The organism is Nocardia pseudovaccinii (genome assembly GCF_050942345.1).
GTDB lineage: Bacteria > Actinomycetota > Actinomycetes > Mycobacteriales > Mycobacteriaceae > Nocardia > Nocardia pseudovaccinii.
The window spans coordinates 9,354,280-9,377,835 of sequence record NZ_CP192074.1; the positions used below are offsets into that span (position 1 = coordinate 9,354,280).

Annotated in this window: 22 protein-coding genes; 13 read left to right on the forward strand and 9 right to left on the reverse strand. The window is 66.4% G+C overall.

What is annotated here, in order from left to right:
- Positions 1-8: 8 nt before the first annotated feature.
- Entirely contained in the window at positions 9-806 is a 798-nt protein-coding gene (locus ACQPZ2_RS42030; protein WP_433523407.1) for an SDR family oxidoreductase, read from the reverse strand.
- 60 nt (positions 807-866) lie between these two features.
- Between ACQPZ2_RS42030 and ACQPZ2_RS42035 the strand changes: the two genes are divergently transcribed.
- Genes ACQPZ2_RS42035 through ACQPZ2_RS42050 form a run of 4 tightly spaced genes read left to right on the forward strand, consistent with a single transcriptional unit; the run spans position 867 to position 4,403 of the window.
- Positions 867-1,640 (forward strand): enoyl-CoA hydratase family protein, encoded by a 774-nt coding sequence (locus ACQPZ2_RS42035; RefSeq protein ID WP_433523408.1) that lies wholly within the window; start codon positions 867-869, stop codon positions 1,638-1,640.
- Positions 1,640-2,524, forward strand: a complete 885-nt coding sequence (locus ACQPZ2_RS42040; protein ID WP_433523409.1) for a CoA transferase subunit A — start codon at positions 1,640-1,642, stop codon at positions 2,522-2,524. Before ACQPZ2_RS42035 ends, ACQPZ2_RS42040 begins: the two co-directional genes overlap by 1 nt.
- On the forward strand, positions 2,521-3,330 hold the full coding sequence (locus ACQPZ2_RS42045) for a CoA-transferase subunit beta (RefSeq protein WP_433523410.1): 810 nt from the start codon (positions 2,521-2,523) through the stop codon (positions 3,328-3,330). Before ACQPZ2_RS42040 ends, ACQPZ2_RS42045 begins: the two co-directional genes overlap by 4 nt.
- Positions 3,327-4,403, forward strand: a complete 1,077-nt coding sequence (locus ACQPZ2_RS42050; protein ID WP_433523411.1) for an NAD(P)H-dependent flavin oxidoreductase — start codon at positions 3,327-3,329, stop codon at positions 4,401-4,403. Before ACQPZ2_RS42045 ends, ACQPZ2_RS42050 begins: the two co-directional genes overlap by 4 nt.
- Positions 4,404-4,578: 175 nt before the next feature.
- Here the strand turns inward: ACQPZ2_RS42050 and ACQPZ2_RS42055 are convergent, their stop codons facing one another.
- The 5 genes from ACQPZ2_RS42055 to ACQPZ2_RS42075 form a co-directional block, all read right to left on the reverse strand.
- A complete protein-coding gene (locus ACQPZ2_RS42055) occupies positions 4,579-5,766 on the reverse strand; it encodes an acetyl-CoA C-acetyltransferase (RefSeq protein ID WP_433523412.1) in 1,188 nt (395 codons plus the stop codon).
- Positions 5,767-5,775: 9 nt separating this feature from the next.
- The gene (locus ACQPZ2_RS42060) at positions 5,776-6,393 is read right to left on the reverse strand and encodes a TetR/AcrR family transcriptional regulator (protein WP_433523413.1); all 618 of its coding nucleotides are present in this window, start codon (positions 6,391-6,393) and stop codon (positions 5,776-5,778) included.
- 45 nt (positions 6,394-6,438) lie between these two features.
- A complete protein-coding gene (locus tag ACQPZ2_RS42065; protein WP_433523414.1) occupies positions 6,439-7,167 on the reverse strand; it encodes a hypothetical protein in 729 nt (242 codons plus the stop codon).
- Positions 7,168-7,538: 371 nt separating this feature from the next.
- Positions 7,539-8,336, reverse strand: a complete 798-nt coding sequence (locus tag ACQPZ2_RS42070) for an SDR family oxidoreductase (protein ID WP_433523415.1) — start codon at positions 8,334-8,336, stop codon at positions 7,539-7,541.
- The gene (locus tag ACQPZ2_RS42075) at positions 8,333-9,523 is read right to left on the reverse strand and encodes an acyl-CoA dehydrogenase family protein (RefSeq protein ID WP_433523416.1); all 1,191 of its coding nucleotides are present in this window, start codon (positions 9,521-9,523) and stop codon (positions 8,333-8,335) included. Before ACQPZ2_RS42075 ends, ACQPZ2_RS42070 begins: the two co-directional genes overlap by 4 nt.
- Before the next feature lie 97 nt (positions 9,524-9,620).
- Here ACQPZ2_RS42075 and ACQPZ2_RS42080 point away from each other — a divergent pair, with 97 nt between their 5' ends.
- From ACQPZ2_RS42080 to ACQPZ2_RS42110, 7 genes are all read left to right on the forward strand, one after another.
- A complete protein-coding gene (locus ACQPZ2_RS42080; protein ID WP_433523417.1) occupies positions 9,621-11,168 on the forward strand; it encodes a FadD3 family acyl-CoA ligase in 1,548 nt (515 codons plus the stop codon).
- Positions 11,168-12,055 (forward strand): enoyl-CoA hydratase, encoded by an 888-nt coding sequence (locus tag ACQPZ2_RS42085; RefSeq protein ID WP_040696851.1) that lies wholly within the window; start codon positions 11,168-11,170, stop codon positions 12,053-12,055. Before ACQPZ2_RS42080 ends, ACQPZ2_RS42085 begins: the two co-directional genes overlap by 1 nt.
- Positions 12,055-13,272 carry an acyl-CoA dehydrogenase family protein gene (locus ACQPZ2_RS42090; RefSeq protein WP_063047692.1) on the forward strand — a complete coding sequence of 406 codons (1,218 nt, stop codon included), beginning with the start codon at positions 12,055-12,057 and terminating at the stop codon, positions 13,270-13,272. The genes ACQPZ2_RS42085 and ACQPZ2_RS42090 overlap by 1 nt, the downstream gene beginning before the upstream one ends.
- Positions 13,269-14,300 carry an acyl-CoA dehydrogenase family protein gene (locus tag ACQPZ2_RS42095; protein WP_433523418.1) on the forward strand — a complete coding sequence of 344 codons (1,032 nt, stop codon included), beginning with the start codon at positions 13,269-13,271 and terminating at the stop codon, positions 14,298-14,300. Before ACQPZ2_RS42090 ends, ACQPZ2_RS42095 begins: the two co-directional genes overlap by 4 nt.
- Before the next feature lie 20 nt (positions 14,301-14,320).
- Entirely contained in the window at positions 14,321-15,400 is a 1,080-nt protein-coding gene (locus ACQPZ2_RS42100) for an acyl-CoA dehydrogenase family protein (protein WP_433527675.1), read from the forward strand.
- A gap of 113 nt (positions 15,401-15,513) precedes the next feature.
- Entirely contained in the window at positions 15,514-15,963 is a 450-nt protein-coding gene (locus ACQPZ2_RS42105; protein WP_433523419.1) for a MarR family winged helix-turn-helix transcriptional regulator, read from the forward strand.
- A gap of 37 nt (positions 15,964-16,000) precedes the next feature.
- On the forward strand, positions 16,001-16,753 hold the full coding sequence (locus ACQPZ2_RS42110) for a DUF427 domain-containing protein (protein ID WP_433523420.1): 753 nt from the start codon (positions 16,001-16,003) through the stop codon (positions 16,751-16,753).
- A 56-nt stretch (positions 16,754-16,809) separates the two neighbouring features.
- Here the strand turns inward: ACQPZ2_RS42110 and ACQPZ2_RS42115 are convergent, their stop codons facing one another.
- From ACQPZ2_RS42115 to ACQPZ2_RS42125, 3 genes are all read right to left on the reverse strand, one after another.
- Positions 16,810-17,730 carry an AraC family transcriptional regulator gene (locus tag ACQPZ2_RS42115; protein ID WP_433523421.1) on the reverse strand — a complete coding sequence of 307 codons (921 nt, stop codon included), beginning with the start codon at positions 17,728-17,730 and terminating at the stop codon, positions 16,810-16,812.
- Between the two features lie 8 nt (positions 17,731-17,738).
- Positions 17,739-20,348, reverse strand: a complete 2,610-nt coding sequence (locus ACQPZ2_RS42120) for a LuxR C-terminal-related transcriptional regulator (protein WP_433523422.1) — start codon at positions 20,346-20,348, stop codon at positions 17,739-17,741.
- 81 nt (positions 20,349-20,429) lie between these two features.
- Positions 20,430-21,719, reverse strand: coding sequence for an adenylosuccinate synthase (locus ACQPZ2_RS42125; protein ID WP_040696877.1), 1,290 nt, complete (start codon positions 21,717-21,719; stop codon positions 20,430-20,432).
- Between the two features lie 212 nt (positions 21,720-21,931).
- On the opposite strand from ACQPZ2_RS42125, the gene ACQPZ2_RS42130 reads away from it, so the two are divergent.
- The gene (locus tag ACQPZ2_RS42130; RefSeq protein ID WP_433523423.1) at positions 21,932-22,639 is read left to right on the forward strand and encodes a hypothetical protein; all 708 of its coding nucleotides are present in this window, start codon (positions 21,932-21,934) and stop codon (positions 22,637-22,639) included.
- A 2-nt stretch (positions 22,640-22,641) separates the two neighbouring features.
- A complete protein-coding gene (locus ACQPZ2_RS42135; RefSeq protein WP_433523424.1) occupies positions 22,642-23,427 on the forward strand; it encodes a site-2 protease family protein in 786 nt (261 codons plus the stop codon).
- The last annotated feature ends 129 nt before the right edge of the window (positions 23,428-23,556 follow it).

A 23,556-nucleotide genomic window follows, 5' to 3' on the forward strand; every position in this document is an offset into this window, starting at 1 on the left:
TCGATTGTTCAGGCCTTGGCGGTCTGCTCGCCGACTTTCGCATTCGACGCCGCGAGGAATGCCGGACGCTCACCGCCGCCGTGCACCAGCAGCGTCGCGCCGCTGACGAAGGCGGCCAGGGATGAGGTCAGGAAGGCGGCGCAGCGGCCGATGTCCTCGGGGCGGGCCATCCGACCGAGCGGGATGGTCGCGCCGACGGCGTCGATACCGTCTTGATCGCCGTAGTGAAGTTCGCTCAGTTCAGTGACGACCGGGCCCACGACCAGCGAATTCACCCGGACTTTCGGCGCCCATTCGACGGCGAGCGAGGAGGTCAGGCTGTCGACGCCCGCCTTGGCCGCGCCATAGGCGGCCGTCCCCGGCGACGGCCGGTGCCCGCTCACACTGGACACCATCACAATGGAGCCGCCGCCCGGCTGCTGCTGCATCACCGCATTGGCGGCCTGTGAGACGAGCAGGGGCGCGAGCAGATTCAGCTCGACGATCTTGCTGTGGAAGTTCTTGCTGGCATCGGCGGCGAGGGCGAACGGGGCGCCGCCCGCATTGTTGACCAGGTGATCGAGGCGGCCGTGCCGCGCGACGATCGCGTCGACCAACCCCTGCACGGCGTCGGCATCGCGCACATCGCAGGGCAGGTATTCGATCTCCCGGCCTTCGTGTTCCACCAGCTCTTCACCGGGTCGTCGCGCGCAGGCCACGACGGTCGCTCCGGCAGCCAGGAAAGCCCTGCTGACGCCCGCGCCCACCCCGCGCACACCGCCGGTGACCAGGACGACGTTGCCGGTGAGGTCTATTTCGAGTGCCACCGTGCTAACCTACCAAGCAACTGCTTGCTTTGCCACCTCGTACACACGATGGGACTTGCGATGGGGATCAACCGTCACACCGAATCAACCGGCATCACCGTGGTCACGGTCGACTACCCGCCGGTCAACGCCATACCGTCCGACGGCTGGTTCACGCTGGCGGATGAGATCCGCGCGGCCGGTCGCGATCCGGAAACCAAAGTGGTGGTGTTGCGCGCCGAGAACCGCGGCTTCAATGCCGGTGTCGATATCAAGGAGATGCAGCGCACCCCCGGCCATCAGGCGCTGATCGACGCGAATCACGGCTGTTTCGAGGCGTTCGCGGCCGTCTACGACTGCCCGGTGCCGGTGATCGCGGCGGTGCAGGGCTTCTGCCTCGGCGGCGGCATCGGCCTGGTCGGCAATGCCGATGTCGTAATCGCTTCGGATGACGCCACGTTCGGGCTGCCCGAGGTCGACCGCGGTGCGCTCGGTGCGGCCACGCATCTGTCCCGGCTGGTGCCGCAGCATCTGATGCGCGCGCTGTTCTATACCGCGAGCACCATCACCGCACAGCAGTTGCAGCACTTCGGCTCGGTGTACCAGGTGGTGCCGCGCGCCGAACTCGATGCCGCAGCACTGGAGGTCGCCAAGAACATCGCGACCAAGGACAGCCGGGTCATCCGGGCGGCCAAGCGGGCGCTCAATGGCATCGATGTGCAGGACGTGCACCGCAGCTACCGCTACGAACAGGGCTTCACCTTCGAACTGAATCTGGCCGGTGTCGCGGATGAGATCCGTGCGCGGTTCGACGACGATCTGGCCGCGCGCAAGGAAGAGAGCAAGGAAAACTGATGCGGGACAAGCGAATGTCGCTCGACGACGTAGTCGGCGAACTGCGCAGCGGTATGACCATCGGTATCGGTGGCTGGGGCTCGCGGCGCAAGCCGATGGCGCTGGTGCGGGCCATCCTGCGCTCGGATATCACCGATTTGACCGTGGTCAGCTACGGCGGACCCGATCTCGGTCTGCTGTGCTCGGCGGGCAAGGTGCGCAAGGCGTACTACGGCTTCGTCTCGCTGGATTCGCCGCCGTTCTACGATCCGTGGTTCGCCAAGGCGCGGACGTCCGGTGCGCTGGTGGCGCGGGAGATGGACGAGGGCATGTTGAAATGCGGGCTGGAGGCGGCGGCCGCGCGACTGCCGTTCCTGCCGATCCGCGCCGGTCTCGGATCCGATGTCGTGAATTTCTGGGACGGCGAGCTGAAGACCGTCGCGTCACCGTATCCGGACGGCGACGGACGAACCGAGACGCTGATCGCGATGCCCGCGCTGAACCTCGATGCGGCGCTCGTGCATTTGAATATCGGCGATAAGCACGGCAATGCCGCCTACACCGGTGTCGATCCGTACTTCGACGACCTGTACTGCCTGGCCGCCGAGCGTCGCTACGTGTCGGTGGAGCAGGTGGTGGAGACCGAGGAACTGGTGAAAGCCGTTCCGCTGCAGTCGTTATTGCTCAACCGGATGCTGGTCGACGGTGTGGTCGAGGCGCCCGGCGGCGCGCACTTCACCCTGGCCGCCGACAGCTACGGCCGGGACGAGAAGTTCCAGAAGCACTATGTGGAGTCGGCCAAGACGCCGGAGTCCTGGCAGCAGTTCGTCGACAAGTATCTGGCGGTCTCCGAGGACGAATATCAGGCCGCCGTTCGCGAGTTCGCACAGGAGGCGCAGAAATGACAGCATCGCGAAGCGATTCCGTGAGGGGTGGTGGTCGGGTGACGGGCGGGCCAACTACGGAAACAGTCACCAGGGCCGAGATCTGCGCCATCGCCTGCGCCGAGATCTTCAGCGGCGCAGGGGAAATCATGGCCTCGCCGATGTCGCCGATGACGATCATCGGCGCGCGGCTGGCCAAGTTGACCACCGAACCGGATCTGCTGCTCTCCGATGGCGAGGCGCTGTTCTTCGCCGACACTCCCCCGCTGGGCGGCAAAGCGCCGGTCGAGGGATGGATTCCGTTCCGCAAGGTGTTCGACGTGGTGGCCTCGGGGCGGCGCCATGTGGTGATGGGGGCCAATCAGCTCGATCGGTTCGGCAATCAGAATCTGTCGGCATTCGGTCCGTTGCAACAGCCGACCCGGCAGATGTTCGGTTCGCGCGGTGCGCCGGGCAACACCATCAATCACCCGACCAGCTACTGGGTTTCGCGGCATACGCGCCGGGTGTTCGTCGATCAGGTCGATATCGTCTCCGGCGTCGGCTATGACAAGGTCGATCCGGCCAATCCGGCGTATCGGTTCCATCACCTGCATCGGGTGGTCACCAATTTGGGCGTCTTCGATTTCGAGGGACCCGGCCACACGATGCGGGCGCGCAGTCTACATCCGGGCGTCACCGCCGACGAGATCGCCGAGAACACCTCGTTCGAGATCGCCGGACTGGCCGAGGCGGGACAAACTCGGCTGCCGACCTCGGAAGAGCTGCGGTTGATCCGCGATGTGCTCGATCCGAGGAAGGTTCGGGAATCAGAGGTGCCGTCATGAGTTCGCTGCGGACACCGCTGACCGAATTGGTCGGCATCGAACATCCGATCGTGCAGACCGGTATGGGTTGGGTGGCCGGGCCGAGCCTGGTGTCGGCGACGGCCGAGGCGGGTGGGCTCGGGATTCTGGCCTCGGCCACCATGACATTCGCCGAATTGGAAGCCGCGATCGCGAAGACCAAGGCGCATACCAACAAGCCGTTCGGCGTGAATATCCGCGCCGACGCCACGGATGCGCCCGAGCGGATCGATTTATTGATCCGGGAGAAGGTGGCCGTCGCGTCATTCGCGTTGGCACCGAAGCAGGAACTCATCGCCAAGCTGAAAGATGCCGGTGTGGTGGTGATTCCGTCGATCGGCGCCGCCAAGCACGCGGTGAAGGTCGCGTCCTGGGGCGCCGATGCGGTGATCGTGCAGGGCGGCGAGGGCGGTGGGCATACCGGTCCGGTGGCGACCACGCTGCTGCTGCCGTCGGTGCTGGATGCGGTCGATATTCCGGTTGTCGCGGCAGGCGGATTCTTCGACGGACGTGGTCTGGCGGCCGCATTGGCCTACGGCGCCGCGGGTGTCGCGATGGGTACGCGTTTCCTGCTGACCAAGGAGAGCACCGTGCCCGACGCGGTCAAGCAGGAGTACCTGAAGCGACAACTGCAGGACACCGTGGTCTCGCTCAAGGTCGACGGTATGCCGCACCGGGTGCTGAATACCGAACTGGTTGATCGCCTGGAACATTCGGGGCGCTGGCGGGGGTTGGCCGCCGCGGTCTCCAATGCGGCGAAGTTCAAGGGCATGACCGGCATGAAGTGGTCGACCATGGTCCGTGACGGCCTGGCCATGCGAAAGGCCAAGGACCTCAGCTGGTCTCAGGTCGTGATGGCCGCCAATACCCCGATGCTGCTGCGCGCCGGACTCGTCGAGGGCAATACCCACGCGGGCGTACTTGCCGCGGGCCAGGTCACCGGCATCATCGACGACCTGCCCACCTGCAAGGAACTCATCGACCGCATCGTCGCCGATGCCGTCACGCGGATCGACACCATCGCCGCGCTGACTGCGGACCGCAAGACGTCCTGATCGAAGCGACGCGGCTGCGAGGCACACCTCGCGGTCGCTCCCGTCGTCCGGGCTTGCAAACTTGTGCAGGCGTTGGGCAGCCATCGCCGCAATCCTGATGCACCGAAAGGCCGCCCCTTGGCATCGCTTCCAAGGGGCGGCCTTTGGTTACTCAGCCGGAGTTGACGAAGGGCTCTCAGCTGAGGCGTTCGATGATCGTGGCGTTGGCGGTGCCGCCACCCTCGCAGATGGTGAGCAGGCCGTAGCGACCGTTGCGGCGTTCCAGCTCATTGAGCAGGGTGGCGAAAAGCTTTGCGCCGGTGGCGCCGAGCGGGTGGCCGAGGGCGATCGCGCCGCCGTTGACGTTCACCTTCTCCGGATCGGCGCCGGTCTCCCGCAGCCAGGCGAGCACGACCGGAGCGAAGGCCTCGTTGATCTCGACGGCATCGATATCCTCGATGGTCAGACCGGTCTTCTCCAGCGCCCACTTGGTGGCCGGAATCGGGCCGGTGAGCATCATGATCGGGTCGGCGCCGCGGGCGCTCACATGGTGGATGCGGGCGCGTGGGCGCAATCCGTATTCCGCGACGGCCCATTCGGAGGCGAGCAGGGTCGCGCTCGCGCCGTCGGAGATCTGGCTGGCGACCGCGGCGGTCAGCGTGCTGCCCTCGGCGAGCACCGGCAGCGACGCCATCTTCTCGAGCGTGGTCTCGCGCGGCCCCTGGTCGATCCAGAAATCGCCGACGGGCACGATCTCACCATCGAAGCGGCCGTTCTTGATGGCATCGCGGGCGCGCTCATGGCTGCGCAATGCCCAGCGCTCCATCTCTTCTCGGCTGATATTCCATTTGTCGGCGATCAGCTGCGCACCGTTGAACTGCGAAACCTCCGCGGTGCCATAGCGATGGTCCCAGCCCTGCGCCCCGACGAACGGTGCGTCGAACCCATATTCCTTGCCCGCCAACATGGCCGCCGAGATCGGGATGGCGCTCATGTTCTGCACGCCGCCCGCGACGATCACCTCGGCGGTGCCGCTCATGATGGCCTGCGCGCCGAAATTGATGGCCTGCTGGGAGGATCCGCACTGCCGGTCGACGGTGACCCCGGGAACTTCCTCCGGATATCCGGCGGCCAGCCACATGGTGCGGCCGATATTGCCCGCCTGCGGGCCGATATTGTCGACGCAGCCGACGATCACATCGTCGACCACCGCCGGATCGATCGGGTTGCGGTCCAGCAGCCCGCGCAGTGCGGCCGCGCCGAGATCGGCCGGATGCACCGCGGCCAGCGCGCCATTGCGCTTGCCGACCGGGGTGCGCACCGCGTCGATCACATAGGCATCCCGCAGCGGGGCGTAGGGGCGGCGAGCGGATGGTGCTGACATCTGGAACTCCTACTTGGTGTGCTCAGGCACTGTCAGGCCGTCTAGCACGATGGTCAGGTACTGCTTGGCGAGGTTCTCGACGGTGATCGAGCCGCCGGGCTCGTACCACCGCACCGCAACCCAAACCGTGTCCCGGAGGAACCGGTAGGCCAATTCGACGTCGAGTTCCGGCCGGAAGCTGCCGTCCGCGACGCCATTGATCAACACCCGGTGCCACAGCTCGCGGAATTCGCGGTTGTAGTCCGCGATATAGGTGAACCGCTCCGAATCGCGCAGGCGCTTGGCCTCGGCCTGGTAGATCGCCACCGCGGCGTGTGAGCGGTCGAAGGATTCGTAGGACGCGATCACCAACGCTTCCAAGGTATCTCGCGAACTCAGCCCGGAGGCCACGATCTCCCGATACCGGCCGAACAGATCGTCGAGGAAGCCGCGCAGAATCTCGTCGACCATCGACTCCTTGGAATCGAAGTGGTGGTAGAGGCTCCCCGATAGAATTCCGGCCGCATCGGCGATATCTCGCACGGTGGTCGCACGCAGTCCACGCTCGGCGAACAGTTGGGCCGCGAGTGCGAGCAATTCATTGCGCCGTGCTGATTTCGAGGCGTCTGGTGCGGTCACACGGCTCATAATACAACCAAGCATTTGCTTGGGCCAGCCGCGTACCTCGTTTGGTCAGCGCATCGAATAGCGCAGTGGTGACGACACCGACAGATCCGCCAGGAGTCGGTCGCAGATCACGACCGGTGAGACGCCTGCGCGCGCCATCCGGGCGACCAGCGCGAGTCTGCGCTCACAGCTGTCCCATTCGACGGTCAGCGGGCTGCGATCCGGACCCGCGTCCACGGTGGCCATGACGCGTGGTGGGCCGAATGGGACCGGCTCCTCGATGAGTTTGAGGATCATGCCGCGCTGCCAGGCTCGATAGGTATCCATATCCGCGCCGACCACCAGCTTGTCCGTAGCGGCGCACAGACCTTGGGCGATCTCGTCGGCGAATGCCGCACGATCGAAGCGGAATTTGCGGCATTTGCGAATGACGTCGAGCAGATCCGCTCGCACCTCACACAACAGTGCCGTCTGCCGCCGCCGTCTGCGGTCCTGTTCGGATCCGAGCGATGCGGCACTGAGCCCGACGCGGCAGGCGCGTTCGTAATCACGTGTCATATCGGCACGCAACGCACCGCGCGGATCACGGGCGACCTCGGATTCATCGATCGCATACTGCTCGAGAATCTGGGCGGTCCGGGTCGCGGTCGCGCGCTCGGACGTGTGGTCCATGAGTTCGGCGCCGAGGGTGAGCGCCGCGAGCACCATGCTGTCCAGACGTCGCCTGGCCAGCACGACTTCGCGCACCAATTCGAGTTCCAGTTGTTCGCGGGCCGGTGGGCGATCCTGCCCCATAGCCATCGCCCCTTAGGGAAGTACGGGATTCGGCCACTCCCAGCATTGCACAGGTATACGGCCCGCGTCCCGGCCTTTTTACCTGATCAGACGCCCACCTGCCCGACGGATCGCAGAGGTCTGAAAGCGATCGCACAACTGCGCTGTGATACAGGCAGCCCATGCGTCGCTGTGTGTTCGCGGCCCCGTCTGTCTCGCGTCCGACCCTTTCGAGCGACCTGCAAGCAGTCGCTAGCGGCGCCGCCGAGACGCGCGCCCGCAGCGCATGCTCTTCGCCGACTCGACTGAGTCGAGGGTCGCGCCTTCGCACGAATGCGAGACAAGCCGCGAACGGGTCGTTCGTCAGCCTCGCTCCGCTGGGGTCGCGTAGATCAGGCCCGCTGGCTGCTTACCGATACCACTTCGCCGGTGAGGTAGGTGGTGTAGTCACTGGCCAGCATGGCGATGGTGGCGGCGACCTCCCAGGGTTCCGCCGCACGGCCGAAGGCTTCGCGTTCGGAGAGGCGGTCGAGGAGTTCAGTCGAGCTGACCTTGTCCAGGAAGGCGTGCCTGGCGATGCTCGGGGCGACGGCATTGATGCGGACGCCGAGTTCGGCGGCCTCGACCGCACTGCAGCGGGTCAGGGCCATGACGCCGGCCTTGGCGGCGGCGTAGTGGGCCTGGCCGTATTGCGCGCGCCAGCCGAGCACGCTGGCGTTATTGACGATGACACCGCCGTGGCCCGCATCGCGGAAGTAGCCGAGAGCGGCGCGGGTGCAGCGGAAGGTGCCGTTGAGGGTGATGTCGAGGACGCGGTCCCACTGCTCGTCGGTCATATCGACGACCGGAGTCTCGCCGCCGAGTCCGGCGTTGTTGACCATGATGTCGATGCGGCCCAATGCCGTTGCGGCGCTGCGGATCAGCTCGTTGACCTGTTCGGTGCTCTGCACATCGCACACGATCGAAGCGACCCGGCGCTCCGGGAATTCAGCCTTCAGCTCGATCTCGGTTTCGGCGAGACGTCGCTCGTGCCAGTCGGATACGACGACATCGGCGCCCTCGGCGAGCAACCTGCGCGCGGTCGCGGAGCCGATGCCGGTGCCCGCCGCCGCGGTGATCACGGCATTGCGTCCGGTCAGCAGACCGTGCCCTGGAATGGGCTGCGGCGCAATGGAAAGCGGTCCATTCATGGGCGAGCCTCCCGCGGCAGTCCGAGCACGCGCTCGGAGATGATATTGCGCTGCACTTCGTTCGAACCTCCGTAGATCGTGTCGGCGCGGGTGAACAGATACAGCCGCTGCCATTCGTTGAGATCGTGCTCATCGGCTACCAGACCGGCGGGGCCGAGTACGGCCATGGCCAATTCGCCGAGGCCGCGATGCCAGTTGGCCCACAACAGCTTCGAAACCGAGGCCTGGCCGCCGTCGTCCGCGGTGCTGTCCTGCATGGTCCGCAGCGCGTGCGCGCGCAGCACACGCAGGCCGACCCATGCCTTATCGATACGGTCGGCGATCAACGGGTCGTCGGCCGCGCCGGTGCGGCGGGCCAATGCCTCGATATCGGCCAGTTCGCGAGCGAATCGGATCTGCTGGCCGAGGGTGGAGATGCCGCGCTCGAAGGTGAGCGTGCCCATGGCGATGCGCCAACCGTCACCGGGTTCGCCGACGACCAGGTCCGCGGCGGTGCGGGCATCGTCGAAGAAAACCTCGTTGAATTCCGAGGTGCCGGTCAGCTGGATGATCGGGCGGACCTCGATGCCAGGCTGATGCATCGGAACCAGCAGGTAGGAAAGGCCCTTGTGCCGCGTCGAACCCTTTTCGGTGCGCGCGACCACGAAGCACCAGTCGGCCACATGGGCCAGCGAAGTCCAGATCTTCTGGCCGTTGATCGACCATTCGTCGCCGTCGAGCTGGGCGCTGGTGGTGATGGCCGCCAGGTCCGAGCCCGCGCCGGGTTCGGAGTAGCCCTGGCACCACAGCTCGGTCACATTCCGGACGCCCGGCAGGAACCGCTCCTTCTGCGCCTGGGTGCCGAAGGCCAATACCGTCGGACCGAGCAGTTCCTCACCGACGTGGGAAACCCGCGCGGGCGCGTTCGCCTTGGCGTATTCCTCGTGGAAGATCACCTGCTGGCGCACCGAGGCCGCCCGCCCGCCCCACTCCTTGGGCCAGCCGAGGCAGGTCCAGCCGGCGGCGGCCAGATGCCGGTCCCAGGCGAGGCGTTCCTCGAAGGCCTCGTGTTCGCGGCCGGGCCCGCCGAGTCCGCGCAGCGCACGGAACTCGCCGTCGAGGTTCTCGGCCAACCACTCGCGCACTTCTGCGGAAAACCGCGCGTCCTGTGCCGCAGTGTCGGAATCTGAGGTCTGGATAGCAACCACGCCGGTAGGATAACCTACCAAGCACTTGCTTTGTTAGAGCCGGACCGCTTTTATCGAGCAAAGGCAGCAAAAGACCCCGCCGACGGTGAGGACACCCGTGACAACCCCTGCACAAACGACACCCATGGCACTGCACGATGCCGCGCGCACCTTCGGCACCGCACCCGCCCTCGGCGACGGCGACGTACGGCTGGACTGGGCGCAGTTGCTGGCGGCGGTGCAGGAGGTGGCGCGGGCGCTGATCGCCCGTGGCGTGCGGCCGGGCGATCGGGTCGCCATGTGGGCGCCGAATACCTACCACTGGGTGATCGCCGCCCTGGCCGCGCACTACGCGGGCGCCGCCTTGGTGCCGTTGAATACCCGCTACGTCGCGGACGAGGCCGCCGATGTGCTGGAGCGGGTCGAGGCCAAGGCGCTGTTCATTGCCGGGACCTTCCTCGGCAGGGATCGGTTGGCCGAATTGCGTGCCGCAGCACCGGAATTGCATATCGATACGGTGGTGGTCATTCCGGTCGACTCGGATACCGACGATCCCACCGCGCTGAACTGGTCGCAACTGGCGGAAATAGCCGAATCCGTCCCGTCGGCCGATGCCGTGAAGCGTGCCGAGGATGTCGACCCCGAGGATATTTCCGACATCCTGTTCACCTCCGGCACCACCGGACGCAGCAAGGGCACATTGGTCGCGCATCGGCAGGCACTGTCGGTGGTGCGGGCCTGGGCCGAATGCACCACCCTCGACAGCTCCGATCGCTATCTGGTGGTCAGCCCGTTCTTCCACAACTTCGGTTACAAGGCGGGCATTCTCGCGTGCCTGGTGACCGGCGCGACGATCATTCCGCAGGCGACCTTCGATGTGCCGGTGACCATGCGATTGGTCGGCGAAGAGAAGGTCACGGTATTGCCAGGACCGCCGACCATCTACCAGACCATCCTGGACTTCCCGGACCGGGACAACTTCGACCTGAGCACCCTGCGGGTCGCCGTCACCGGCGCCGCGACCGTACCGGTGGTGCTGGTCGAGCGCATGCGTTCGGAACTCGACTTCGATGTCGTCATCACCGGCTACGGACTGTCCGAGGCCGCCGGGTTCGGCACCATGTGCCGCGCGGACGACGATGCCGCGACCATCGCGGGCACTTGCGGCCGACCGATCGCCGATTTCGAACTGCGGCTGAGCCCGGAAGGTGAGGTGCTGCTGCGCGGACCGAATGTCATGCTCGGCTACCTCAACGATCCGGAAAGCACCGCCGAAACCGTCGATACCGAGGGCTGGCTGCACACCGGCGATATCGGCACGATCGACGAGCGCGGCTATCTGAAGATCACCGATCGACTCAAGGATATGTACATCTCCGGCGGATTCAATGTGTATCCGGCGGAGGTGGAACAGGCGCTGGCCCGGCTCGACGGGGTGGCCGAATCCGCCGTCATCGGAGTGCCGGATACCCGAATGGGCGAGGTGGGCAAGGCATTTGTGGTGTGCAAGCCCGGTGCGGGGCTGACCGAGGAGCAGGTGCGCGCACATGCGAGCACGGTGCTGGCGAATTTCAAGGTGCCGCGGTTCATCGAATTCCGGGACCAATTGCCCTATAGCGCGGCCGGGAAAGTGCTGAAACGTGAACTACGTGAGGAGAAATCGTAATGTCCGAGATCCCCTATGAGCCGGACGTCGTCACGTACGAACGGCGCGGGCGGGTCGCCATCGTGACGCTCAACCGGCCCGACTACCGCAATGCGCAGAACTCGGTGATGACCTACGCCATCGACGCCGCCTTCGAGCGCGCGGTCGAGGATCCCGAGGTCGGCGTAATCGTCCTGGCGGGCAATGGAAAACACTTCAGCGCCGGGCACGATATCGGCACCCCCGGCCGTGATCACCATGTGCGGTACCAGAACAAGGCCGCGCTCTGGTGGGATCACGTCGACAAGGTCGGCGGTGACCAGCGCTTCGCGCGCGAACTCGAGGTGTACCTCGGCATGTGCAGGCGCTGGCGGGAAATTCCGAAGCCGACCATTGCCATGGTGCAGGGCGCCTGCATCGCGGGCGGGCTCATGCTGGCCTGGGTCTGTGATCTGATCATCGCTTCCGACGACGCCTTCTTCTCCGATCCCGTTGTGCGCATGGGTATTCCGGGTGTGGAGTACTTCGCCCATCCGTGGGTGATGGGTCCGCGCGCGGCCAAGGAGTTCCTGTTCACCGGTGACCGCTTCGATGCGGCGCAGGCCAAGGAGTGGGGCATGGTCAATCGCGTCGTGCCGCGCGACCAGCTAGAGACCGAAACCCTCGAACTGGCCGAAAAGATCGCCACCATGCCGCAATTCGGGCTCGCGCTGACCAAGAAGGCGGTCAACCAGGCCGAGGATCTGATGGGCATGCGGGCGGGCATGGATTCGGTATTCGGCCTGCATCACTTCGCACATGCGCACAATGCCGAGGTCGGCGCGGATTCGCTCGGCGGCATGAACGCCAAGTCGATGAAGGCCAACGCGACGACGGCCTCGACGTCCGAGCAGAACGGGACAACGTAGTGGATCTGGATCTCGATCAGGCGACGCAGGAATTCCAGCGGGAAGTCCGCGAATTCCTCGCCGCCGCCAAACCCGCGAAGCCGCTGCCTTCGATGGATACCAAGGCCGGGTTCGAGGCGCATCGCGAATGGGAGCGCACGCTCGCCGAGGCGCGGCTGTCGGTCGTCGCCTGGCCGCGGGAGTACGGCGGGCGCGATGCCGCACTGCTGGAGTGGGTGCTCTTCGAGCAGGAGTACTACGCCGCCGGTGCGCCGGGGCGGGTCAGCCAGAACGGCATATTCCTGCTGGCGCCGACACTTTTCGAGCACGGCACACCGGAGCAGCTGGAACGGATCATGCCGCGGATGGCGCGCGGTGACGATATCTGGGCGCAGGCCTGGTCCGAGCCGGAGGCGGGCAGCGATCTGGCCGGTATCCGCTCGACCGCGCGACGCACCACCGGCGGCTGGCTATTGAGCGGTCAGAAGACGTGGAGTTCGCGCGCGACGTTCGCGGACTGGGCCTTCGGGCTGTTCCGCAGCGATCCCGAAGCTGTGTCCGATTCGGCGGATGCGGGGCCCTCCGTGGTTACGCAGGCTGCCGCCTCCGGGCCTGACCGCAGCCGCCGGGGGCGGCATCGCGGACTCACCTATGTGATGTTCCCGCTGTCCGCGGATGGTGTTTCGGTGCGGCCGATTCCACAGTTGGACGGGGAACCCGGCTTCGCGGAGATTTTCCTCGACGATGTCTTCGTGCCGGATCGCGATGTGATCGGCGAGCCCGGCGACGGCTGGCGGGTCGCGATGAGTACGTCGAGCAATGAGCGCGGACTGTCGCTGCGGTCGCCGGGCCGCTTCAGCGCCACCGCGCAGCGCCTCATCGATCTCTGGCTCGACACCGGCGACCGCACCAATACCGCGCAGCGCGATGCGGTGGTGGACGCCTGGATCGGCAGCGAGGCCTATCGGCTGCACACCTTCGGCACGGTCACCCGGTTGAACGAGGGCGGCAAGCTGGGCGCGGAATCCTCCATCACCAAGGTGTTCTGGTCCGAATTGGATATCGCCATGCACGAGACCGCGCTGGAGGTACTCGGCGGTGCGGCCGAGCGGGCCGGGTCGTGGACCGACGGCTATCTGTTCTCGCTGTCCGGCCCGATCTACGCCGGTACCAATGAGATTCAGCGCAATATCATCGCCGAGCGGCTGCTCGGACTACCGAGAGGGAGCAGCCGATGAGATTCGCGCTCAGCCCGGAACAACTCGACTTCGGCACCAGCCTGCGCAAGCTGCTCGACGCCGGACGGACACCAGCCGCGGTGCGCAACTGGGCCGCGGGCGATCCCCGGCCCGGACGCGCGCTCATACGGCAGCTGGCCGGTGCGGGTGCGCTCGGACTTGCCGTCGAGGAACAGCACGGCGGTGTCGGTGCGGAGCCGATCGATCTCGTCGTCGCATTCCAGGAGATAGGCCGCGCCGCGGCGCCCGGACCACTGGTCGAGACGGCGGCCGCGATACCCGCACTGCTGCAAGCCCTTCCGGATACCGCACTGGCCGCACGCTGGCTACCCGAATTCGCGGAGGGTGCGGCGCTCGGCACGCTGGCATTCACGTCGGCCGAGCACGGCACGGTCGCGTTGGACGCGGATACCGCCGACATCGTGCTCATCGCCGACGGTAATCAGCTCCGCACCGGACAGCGCGCGGGTCTGGTGCGATCGGTCGATCCGGCGCGGCGACTGTTCGTCATCGAATCCGATGCCGTTGTCGCCGAAGGCGAGCAGGTGCTAGAGGCGGTTGGGGCCGCCTTCGATTCCGGTGCGCTGGCCAATGCGGCGCAGTTGCTCGGTGCGGGCCGGGCATTGCTGGCCGCGGCCACCGAATATGCCAAGCAGCGCAAGCAGTTCGGTAAGCCGATCGGCGAATTCCAGGCCGTCAAGCAGAAGTTGGCCGATGTGCTGATCGCGCTGGACCTGGCCGAGCCGCTGCTCTATCGGGCGGCATTGACAATGGGCGAAACCACGCGCGGGCGCGACGTTTCGGCTGCGGTGATCGCCTGCGGCGATGCGGCCTATCGGGCAGCACGCGCGGCGCTGCAGGTGCACGGCGCGATCGGCTACACCGCCGAGTACGACCTGTCGCTGTGGCTGACCAGGGTGACCGCGCTGCGGTCGGCCTGGGGTACACCGGATCTGCATCGTTCCCGGATTTCCCGCGCACTGCGCGACGAGGCGGTCCGGGACCGAGCCTTGCGAGGTATGAAATGACTGCATCGCGTAGCGATTCGATGAGGGGTGGTGGTCGGGCGACGGGTGGGCCAAGCACCGAACATCAGGAATTCATCGCCTCGGTCCGGGCGCTGCTCGCCAAGCACGCCGGGTCAGCCGCGGTGCGCGCGGCAATGGATACCGAACTCGGCTATGACGAGACGTTGTGGCGGCTGCTGTGCGAGCAGGTCGGTGTCGCGGCGCTGGCGATTCCGGAGGAATACGGCGGATTCGGCGCCAGCTTGGTCGAATCCCTGTTGGTGGTGACCGAATTGGGGCGCACGCTGGCCGGGGTGCCGATGCTGGGTTCGGCCGTGCTCGGTGCGCAGACGGTGCTGTTGTCCGGTGACAGTGCGGCGTGTGAGCGGCTGCTGCCGGAGGTTGCCGAAGGCGCCCGCACGATCGCGGTGTGCTGGGCGGGCACCGGCGGCTGGGATGAGCCGGGTGTGCATTCCGAAGGCGGAACACTGTCCGGCACATCGCATTACGTACTCGACGGGTTGCATGCCGACACGCTTGTTGTGGTGACTTCCGACGGACTGTTCGAGGTCGAGTCGGGTGCCGCGGGCGTCACCCGACGTGCCGTCCCGACTATGGATCCCACTCGCAAACTCGCCGAAATCACGTTTGCGGCGGTTCCGGCGCGGCGGCTCGCTTCGGCTGATCCGGCGCTCATCGCACGGCTACACGAAATCGCTTGGGCCGCAGTGGCTGCCGAGCAGGTCGGTGCGGCCGAACGGTGCCTGGATATGACGGTCGAATACGCCAAGTCCCGGGTGCAGTTCGGGCGGGCGATCGGCAGCTTCCAGGCGCTCAAGCACCGCATGGCGGATATGTACGTGCTGGTGGAGTCGGCCAAATCCGCGTCCTACGCGGCGACGGTCGCGGTGGCGGAGCAGAGCCCGTCCGCCGCCGAGGATGTCTGGGTGGCGCGGACGCACTGTTCGGAGACGTTCACGACCATCGTGGCCGAGATGGTGCAGTTGCACGGCGGCATCGCCATTACCTGGGAACATGACGCGCATTTGTTCTTCAAGCGCGCACACGGTGATGCGGAGTTGTTCGGGCAGCCACGCAGACCGCTCACGCAACCCGCCTGACGGTCACGCGCCCCGGTGGAGTTCCCCGGGGCGCTATCGTTCGGACAGGTCTGGTACACGCCCTCGCCATACATAGTTAGCGTATGTAATAATATTCTATGCAGCAGGCTCAGGTGGCAACAGCAGATGACATCGTGGTCGACCTCCTCGTCACCGCGGGTCGGCTGACCCGGCTGGCCGGGGTGATCAGCGGCGACGATCTGCCGCGAGCCGTGATGCGCGCACTGGCGGTGCTCGACGAACACGGCGCGGTGCGCGTCAGCGAATTCGCTCGTATCGATAGATGTTCGCAGCCGGCGGCAACGGCGCTGATCGGCAAGCTCGTCGCGGACGGATACGCCTCCCGACGCAAGGATCCGGATGATTCCCGGGCCGTCGTCGTCGAGCTCACCCCGGCCGGACGCAGTCGCCTGACGCGTGCCCGCGGCGCCTTCGGCGAGGCGATGGCGGCGGGACTCACCGGTTTCGATATCGAACGGTTGGCCCGGATGGAAAGCGACATGAAGGAACTGCTGGACGCGCTGAAGAAGTCGGTGCCGCAGCATCTGTCCAGGTCGCGATAGCCGACTCGGCTGGTCGGACCGGAGTACGGTCGGAAATATGACCGATGAGAAGCGTGGCCGAGTCAAGCTAGCGACCAGCCAGAAGCGAGTCCGGGTCTACCTCGGCGGCCAGCTGGTCGCCGATACCGCCCGACCGGTCCTGGTCTGGGAAAGTCCGCACTACCCGACCTACTATCTGCCCGCCGCGGATCTGCACGCGAAACTCGAGCCGAACGGCACCAGCGCGAAATCCCCGAGCCGCGGCACCGCGACCGGATACGACGTGGTCGTCGACGGCACCACCGCGTCCGGAGCCGCGGTGCGCTATCACGACTCCCCGTTCACCGAACTGAACGAGCTGGTGCGCCTGGACTGGAACGCCATGGACGAATGGTTCGAAGAGGACGAGCCGGTCTACGTCCACCCGCGCGATCCGTACACCCGCGTCGACATCCTCGCGAGTTCCCGGCATATCCGCGTCGAAATCGACGGCACCACCGTCGCCGACTCGCACTCCCCCCGTATCCTCTTCGAAACCGGCCTCCCCGCAAGGTATTACCTTCCCCTGACCGATGTTCGGCAGGACCTGCTGAAGCCCTCGGCAATCCACACCAGCTGCCCCTACAAGGGCACCGCCGACTACTGGACCGTCCACATCGACGGCAAGGAATACCCGGACATCGTCTGGGGCTATCGCACCCCGCTCCCGGAAAGCCAGAAGATCGCGGGCCTGGCCTGCTTCTACAACGAGAAGGTCGATATCTACCTCGACGGCGAACTCCAGGACCGTCCGAATACTCCGTTCAGCTGACGCAAGCGGGTCGTTCGGGCACGCGGCTGCCGCGCTGCGGGAGCGAGCTCGCCTGATCAGACCGCGATCAGTGGGGGCTGGTCGTCTGCGCGGCGGTATTGGCCTGGGGCCTGGCCGTATTCGCGTTTGAAGGCCTTGGCGAAGGCGAATTCGGAGGTGTAGCCGACCTTTCGGGCGATGGCGCCGAGGGGGCTGTCGGTATCGCGGAGCAGGCGGGCGGCGGTGAGCATGCGCCAGCGGGTGACGTAGGCCAGGGGTGGTTCACCGACGGTGGCGGTGAAGCGGCGGGCCAGGGTGGCTCGGGAGACGCCCGCGATATCGCTGAGGTCGGGGACCGTCCAGGTGCGGGCGGGTGCTTCGTGTACGGCGCGCAGTGCCGCGGCGACCGCTGGATCGGCGAAGGCCCCCGCCCAACCGGTGGCGGGTTCGTCGGCGGCTTGTTCGTCGAACCAGGCGCGCAGCATGAACAGGAGCAGGGTTTCCAGGATGACGGGAACAGCGGCATCGCTGCCTTGTTTCGGTTCGGCGACCTCGGCGGCGAGCAGGTCGACAGCGGCGCGCAGGGACGGGTGACGGCCGGGACGTGCTGGGAGATGGATGAATTCGGGAAGTTCGTCGAGCAGCGGGTGGCTGCGCTGCCTGCCGAGTTCGTACGCGCCGCACAGCAGGGCGGTGCGCGCACCCGGTCCGGTGATCTCGCGGGGTTCCCCCGGTTGCGCCTTCTCGGTGACCGGACTGTCGAGGCGGTCGAGCAGATCGTGGTCGGCGCCACGCGGCATGAACAGGACGTCGCCGACACCGAGAGCTATCGGTTCGCCGCCGGTCGGCACCGCCCAGCACGAACCCTGCAGCACCACATGGAAACCCGCGCCGGGGACGACCGGATAGGCACGGCCCCACGGCGCGTGCCGGATGAACAGGCCGGAGGTCGGATTGCCGGTGCGGATGGCGGCGATGGTTTCGCTGAGGATGTCCATCGCCGCGCTCAGCCGACCCCGCCGGAGGACTCACCACGCATCAGCGCCCCGAGGGACTCGCGGTCGGTCACGTCCATCTTGATGCAGGCGCGGTAGAGGTGGCCCTCGACCGTGCGGACGGAAACCGTGAGGCGATCGGCGATCTGACGGTTGGACAGGCCTGCCGCAACGAGATTCGCGATTTCACGTTCGCGCGAGGTCAGTGGCAACGGCTGGGCCGCCTGGCGCAAAGCGGGCGTGCCGGCACCACCGCAGGCCGCGGCGAGACGGTTCGCGGTGGCCGCGGATTCGAGGAGGCGGCGGCGGTCACCGGCGCGTTCGTGGGCGGATGCGGCTTGGGCGGCGGCATCGGCGGCGGAGAGCATGGTGCCGATGCGCTCGAATTCGGCTGCGGCCGCGTCGAGTCCGGGGCCGTCGTGAGCCGCGAGTGCCACCGCATGGCGGGACTGGACCTGCACCAGTTCGCCGTCGACCCGGGCCGCCAGGTCAGCGAGTCGGCCCGCCACGGAATGGTCGCCGAAGCGGGCGGCCGTATGCAGTGCCATGGCCTCGATGGCGTGCTGATGTGCGCGCGCCGCCGCGTCGGCGGCGCCCATGGCAAGCCGGATGGCGGGCGTGACGGTGCCTTCCGCGGCGGCCGCGCAGGCGCGTGCGATCTCCAACTGCGGGTCGTAGACCGCGCTGTGCCTGCCGCCGCGAGCGGCCGCCTCGGCAATGGATTCGGCCGCCTCCGGGGCCCGCCCGAGTGCCGAATATGCCTCGGCCAGACGGATTCTCGCCGGAATGTGCCAAGCGGCAGCACCCTCGGCGGTGAGCGCGGCCAGCGCCTGTTCGAGATGTTCGATCCCGTCCAGGAAGCGGCCCTGCGCCACGTCGACGGTGCCCTGCAAGATTTTCGACATGCCCCACGCCAGGTACTGGCCGGGCGCCGAGTAGCCGAAATACCCCGAGGCGCGCCGGCGGGCGGCCTCGAGATCACCGGTGCAGATCAGCGCGAGCACCTCGGCATGGGTCGAGATGAACCGGTTGAGTCCGTCGATATGCGACTCCACCTGATGCCCGCGGGCCGCGTACTGCCGCGCCGCATCGCCCTTACCCATCAGCGCCAGCGCCAGGCCGCCGCCGAAGGCTGCCCACCAAACCGCCCACGGCGGTGCGCCTTCGGTCTCCATCACCGACTCGGCCCCGGAAAACGCGTCCTCGAGCAGATTTTCGTGAACCGCGCACGCCGCGGCCAGGCCCTCGAAGGTGGCGATGGTCTTCGGATGCTGCACCTTGCCGCGCAGCATCGCGAGCACCTCGTCGGCACGCTCGGCATCGCCCATGGCCCAGAACAGATTCGAGACCCGGGTGCTGCCCCAGCGGCCCAGTTGCACCTCGTTCATCTGATCCGGATCGAAGCTGGCGAGGGTGCGTTCGGCCTCGATGCGGTGGCCCTGCCACAGCAGTGCCCGAGCCAGCAGATCCGCGGCCTCCACGCCGCCGCGACGTTCCACCGCCGCCCTGGCGAAACGCTCACCGAGCGGCAAATTGGCCAGCCCGATCGCATCGGCGGCGGCCGCCTCGAAGAGTTCGAGATCCGCGGATTTATCGCTGTCCAAGGCCAATTCGGCCAGCCGGATGCGATCCGGCGCGGAATTGATCGCGCGTTCCTTGAGCGAGGAGTACAGCCGACCGCGCAGCCGCCGGGCCGAGGCGATGCCGAGCCTGCGCCGGATAACCTCACCGAACAGCGGATGGTTGTAGCGCACGATCAATTGATGGGTGTTCTCGACAACCCTGATGAGACCGCGGGTTTCGGCGGCCTCCACGGCTTCCTCCCCCGCCAGTTCGGAGAGCACGTCGAGATCGATGGGCTCGCAGAAGGTGAGCAGTTCGAGCACCCGCAGCACCGGTTCGGGCAACTGCTCGACCCGATCCTCCAGTAGCGCCGCCAATTCCGAGGTCACCGCGGCCCGGCCGCGCAGCTGCCAGACGCCGTTCACCTGCCGCAGCGCGCCCGCCTCCAGCGCGCCCTCCACCAAATGCCGCAGAAACAGGGCGTTTCCGCCGGAGGACTCCCACATCAGGTTGGCCGTGAAGCCTTCCAGCTGCCCACCGAGCATGGACTCGACCAGATCGACGCTCTGCTGCTGCGTGAACGGAGTGAGGTCGATGCGCAGCAGATGGCCGTCTTTCCATAACGAGGTCACGGCATCTGGCACCTGTACCCCACTGCGAACCGTCGCGACGATATGCGCGGCCTTATCAATGGCCAGCTGCAACAGCAGTGTGGCCGAAAGCTGATCGAGCAGGTGCGCGTCGTCGACACCGATGATCGTGTGCCCGTCGGCGAGCAGCGCCTCGCGCGCGGCGGACATGAATGTCACCGGATCGTGTGCCGTATAAACGCCGACCATATGGGCGAATACGCCCAGCGGAATGCTGCGGGCCGATTCCGTACCCGCCACCCACCGGACATTGCCGCCTACCGCGGCCGTCGCCTGTCTCGCCAGCGTCGTCTTCCCGACTCCGGCGTCGCCCGTCAATACCGCACCGACGTATTCAGTTCCGGTGAGTGCCGCGCGGATCGCTTCGAACTCGGTCTCGCGCTCGATCATCGGCCAGTTCCGAGCCATAGCTCTTACTGTAGTTCGTCACGGATCATGATCGATGACAACGAACCATGAACGGGCGCACCGGCTCCGCTGTTTCGGCTCCTAACCGAGCACGTCGTGACGGACAATGGTCTGGTCACGACCCGGTCCGACGCCGATACAGGAGATGCGCGCGCCGGACAACTCCTCCAGGCGCAAGACATAGGCCTGGGCGTTGGCGGGCAATTCCTCGAACGTCTCGACATGTGAAATGTCTTCCCACCAACCGGGCATCTCTTCGTAAATCGGCTTGGCGTGGTGGAATTCGGTCTGTGTGGTCGGCATCTGCTCGACCCGCTTGCCATCGATTTCGTAGGCGACGCAGATCGGCACCCGCTCCAGACTCGACAAGACGTCCAGTTTGGTGAGGAAGAAGTCGGTGACGCCGTTGACCCGGGTCGCATAGCGCGCGATGACCGCGTCGAACCAGCCGCAGCGGCGGGCCCGGCCGGTGGTCACGCCGACCTCGCCGCCCTGCTTGGCCAGGAATTCACCGAAATTGTCGAATAGTTCGGTCGGGAACGGACCCGAGCCGACGCGGGTGGTGTAGCACTTCAGGATGCCGAGCACCGTCGTGATCTTGTTGGGTCCGACGCCAGCGCCGACCGCCGCACCACCCGAGGTCGGGTTGGACGAGGTCACATACGGATAGGTGCCGTGGTCCACATCGAGCAGGGTGCCCTGCGAACCCTCGAGCAGCACGGTCTCCCCGCGCTCGAGCGCCAGATTCAGTTCCAGGCGGGTGTCGGCGATGCGGTGCTTGAAGCTCTCCGCCTGTCCGAGTACCTCATCCACCACCTGCTGCGGGTCCAATGCGCGACGGTTGTAGATCTTCACCAGGACCTGGTTCTTGAATTCCAGGGCCGCCTCGACCTTCTGGGTCAAGATCTTCTCGTCGAGCACATCGGCGACGCGCACGCCGACGCGGGCGACCTTGTCCTGATAGCACGGACCGATGCCACGACCGGTGGTGCCGATCTTCTTGTTGCCGAGGAAGCGTTCGGTGACCTTATCGATGGCCACGTGGTACGGCATGATCAGATGCGCGTCGGCCGAGAGCAGCAGCCCGGAGGTATCGACGCCGCGCTCCTCCAGTCCGGCCAGCTCGGCGAGCAGGACGCCGGGATCGACCACGACACCATTGCCGATGACGTTCGTCACGCCCGGTGTGAGAATGCCGGACGGGATCAGATGCAGCGCGAACTTGTCGCCATTGGGCAGCACGACCGTGTGACCGGCGTTATTACCGCCTTGGTACCGGACCACCCACTGCAACCTGCCACCGAGCAGATCGGTTGCTTTGCCCTTACCCTCGTCGCCCCATTGGGCGCCGATCAGGACGATTGCCGGCATGGTCGTGTCTCCTACGGTTCGACGCGCAGTATCTCGTGTACTGCAGCTACCTGCCGTATCGAGGCGGTGGCCGGAAGCACAGTCTACCCAACGCGTTCGAGGCGGCATCGAACCGGATCGCACCGTAGGCTCGACAACCGTGTGGCCGTAGTCGGGCAGGGCTATGGTTGCGAGGCACTGGCGGACCCGAGGTCCGCCGACAGGTGGCGAGGGTGACCGACGGGTTGTCGGCCGAACCGAGGAGGGTGTACGGCAGTTTGAGTACCCATGTTCTCCGTTGCGACGGCGCACCGGTACCCATCGCCCTCGCGTCGCTGCCGCTCTCGCAGACGACCGCCATCCCGGAAAACAGCGTCATCGATGAGCTATTGCCCGTCCTCGCCGCCGACAGCCTGCCCCGGCTGATCGTGCTCGGCGACGATGCCGCCCTGGCCTCCGTGCTGACCCATCTGATGCGGACCGAGCGACTGCATGTGGAGATCGGTTACGTGCCCGTCGAAAAGACCTACGGCTCGCGCGCCTACCAGACCGGCACCGGCAATGCCGCCGCCAAGCGGGCGGTGAAGGGACGGCCCGTCGAAACCCCGCTGATTCGCGACGACACCGGAACCGTGCTGGTCGGACGGGCCGAGATCACCGGGCCCGGTGGCGAGAAGCTCGAGGGCGAGGCCTATGTGGACGACGCTCAGTTGTTCTCCGGCAAGGTCGACGCGATGATCGTCTCCCCCATGCTGGATATGCCGGGGGTGCGGGCGAGCGTGCAGAAGAACATCATCCGCAGGCGCCGCTGGCTGGAAGGGCGGGCCGCGCAGCTCGGCACGCCGGGGGCCGTGGTGACCAGGGACGGCATCGCCAACGATCGGGTGCTGCCGCGTTCGTCGTTCTATCGGCATCACGAAAACTGGCTGCTGGTGCGTTGACGATGCGTTTCCCGAGAGACGGCCGCCCCGTATCAGGTGTTTCGCGGCGGCCCAGCCCGATATTCCTGCTGGTGATCGCGATCGCGGTGGCCGGTGGCGTGCTCGCATGGGACGCCGACGTGCAGTCGACGCGGGCGAAGTTCGGGGTATTTCTGCTCGTCGTATTCGGCTGGATCGTCACGCTGTGCCTGCATGAATTCGCGCACGCGTACACGGCGTGGCGGGCGGGTGATCGCGAGGTCGAGTTGCGGGGTTATCTCACCCTGAATCCGCTGAAATACAGCCATCCGCTGCTGTCGATCGTGTTGCCGATGGTGTTCATCGCACTCGGCGGTATCGGCTTGCCGGGCGGTGCGGTGTACGTGCATACGCATAACGTGAGCACGCGCATGCAGCGGATCATCAGCGGCGCCGGGCCCGCGGTGAATGCGGTATGCGCGGTGCTGCTGCTGGTGGTCGTGCGGTTCTTCGGCAGTGACACGTCACATCGCGCGTTCTGGTACGGCCTGAGCTTTCTGGCGTTTCTGCAGATCACCGCAACGCTTTTGAACATTCTGCCGCTGCCCGGGTTGGACGGATACGGCGTGGTCGAGCCGTCGCTGAGTTATCAGACCCGGCGGGCGCTCGATCAGTTCAAGCCGTTCGGGATGCTGATCGTGTTCGCGCTGCTGGTCACGCCGTCGATCAACAAGGTGTTCTTCGATGCGGTGTACTCGCTGTACGAGTTGTCCGGGGTCGATGCGGACTGGTCGCGGTACGGCAGCTGGCTGACCCGGTTCTGGACCTAGCCGATATCCCGGTCGCCCGATCCGACCTCCCGGACCGGGCGACCTCTTCGCACGACCGCTGCGCGCCCGTACCCGCCCGGCCACCACACCATATGGCCGGTAGGGCGGTTCGCCGTCGGGCGAAGCGTC

Excerpts from the sequence above, each read along its gene's own strand:
- ACQPZ2_RS42035 (WP_433523408.1), top strand. The coding sequence starts at position 867 with ATGGGGATCAACCGTCACACCGAATCAACCGGCATCACCGTGGTCACG.
- ACQPZ2_RS42040 (WP_433523409.1), top strand. The coding sequence starts at position 1,640 with ATGCGGGACAAGCGAATGTCGCTCGACGACGTAGTCGGCGAACTGCGC.
- ACQPZ2_RS42045 (WP_433523410.1), top strand. The coding sequence starts at position 2,521 with ATGACAGCATCGCGAAGCGATTCCGTGAGGGGTGGTGGTCGGGTGACG.
- ACQPZ2_RS42050 (WP_433523411.1), top strand. The coding sequence starts at position 3,327 with ATGAGTTCGCTGCGGACACCGCTGACCGAATTGGTCGGCATCGAACAT.
- ACQPZ2_RS42055 (WP_433523412.1), bottom strand. The coding sequence starts at position 5,766 with ATGTCAGCACCATCCGCTCGCCGCCCCTACGCCCCGCTGCGGGATGCC.
- ACQPZ2_RS42060 (WP_433523413.1), bottom strand. The coding sequence starts at position 6,393 with ATGAGCCGTGTGACCGCACCAGACGCCTCGAAATCAGCACGGCGCAAT.
- ACQPZ2_RS42065 (WP_433523414.1), bottom strand. The coding sequence starts at position 7,167 with ATGGGGCAGGATCGCCCACCGGCCCGCGAACAACTGGAACTCGAATTG.
- ACQPZ2_RS42070 (WP_433523415.1), bottom strand. The coding sequence starts at position 8,336 with ATGAATGGACCGCTTTCCATTGCGCCGCAGCCCATTCCAGGGCACGGT.
- ACQPZ2_RS42085 (WP_040696851.1), top strand. The coding sequence starts at position 11,168 with ATGTCCGAGATCCCCTATGAGCCGGACGTCGTCACGTACGAACGGCGC.
- ACQPZ2_RS42095 (WP_433523418.1), top strand. The coding sequence starts at position 13,269 with ATGAGATTCGCGCTCAGCCCGGAACAACTCGACTTCGGCACCAGCCTG.
- ACQPZ2_RS42100 (WP_433527675.1), top strand. The coding sequence starts at position 14,321 with ATGAGGGGTGGTGGTCGGGCGACGGGTGGGCCAAGCACCGAACATCAG.
- ACQPZ2_RS42110 (WP_433523420.1), top strand. The coding sequence starts at position 16,001 with ATGACCGATGAGAAGCGTGGCCGAGTCAAGCTAGCGACCAGCCAGAAG.
- ACQPZ2_RS42115 (WP_433523421.1), bottom strand. The coding sequence starts at position 17,730 with ATGGACATCCTCAGCGAAACCATCGCCGCCATCCGCACCGGCAATCCG.
- ACQPZ2_RS42120 (WP_433523422.1), bottom strand. The coding sequence starts at position 20,348 with ATGGCTCGGAACTGGCCGATGATCGAGCGCGAGACCGAGTTCGAAGCG.
- ACQPZ2_RS42125 (WP_040696877.1), bottom strand. The coding sequence starts at position 21,719 with ATGCCGGCAATCGTCCTGATCGGCGCCCAATGGGGCGACGAGGGTAAG.
- ACQPZ2_RS42135 (WP_433523424.1), top strand. The coding sequence starts at position 22,642 with ATGCGTTTCCCGAGAGACGGCCGCCCCGTATCAGGTGTTTCGCGGCGG.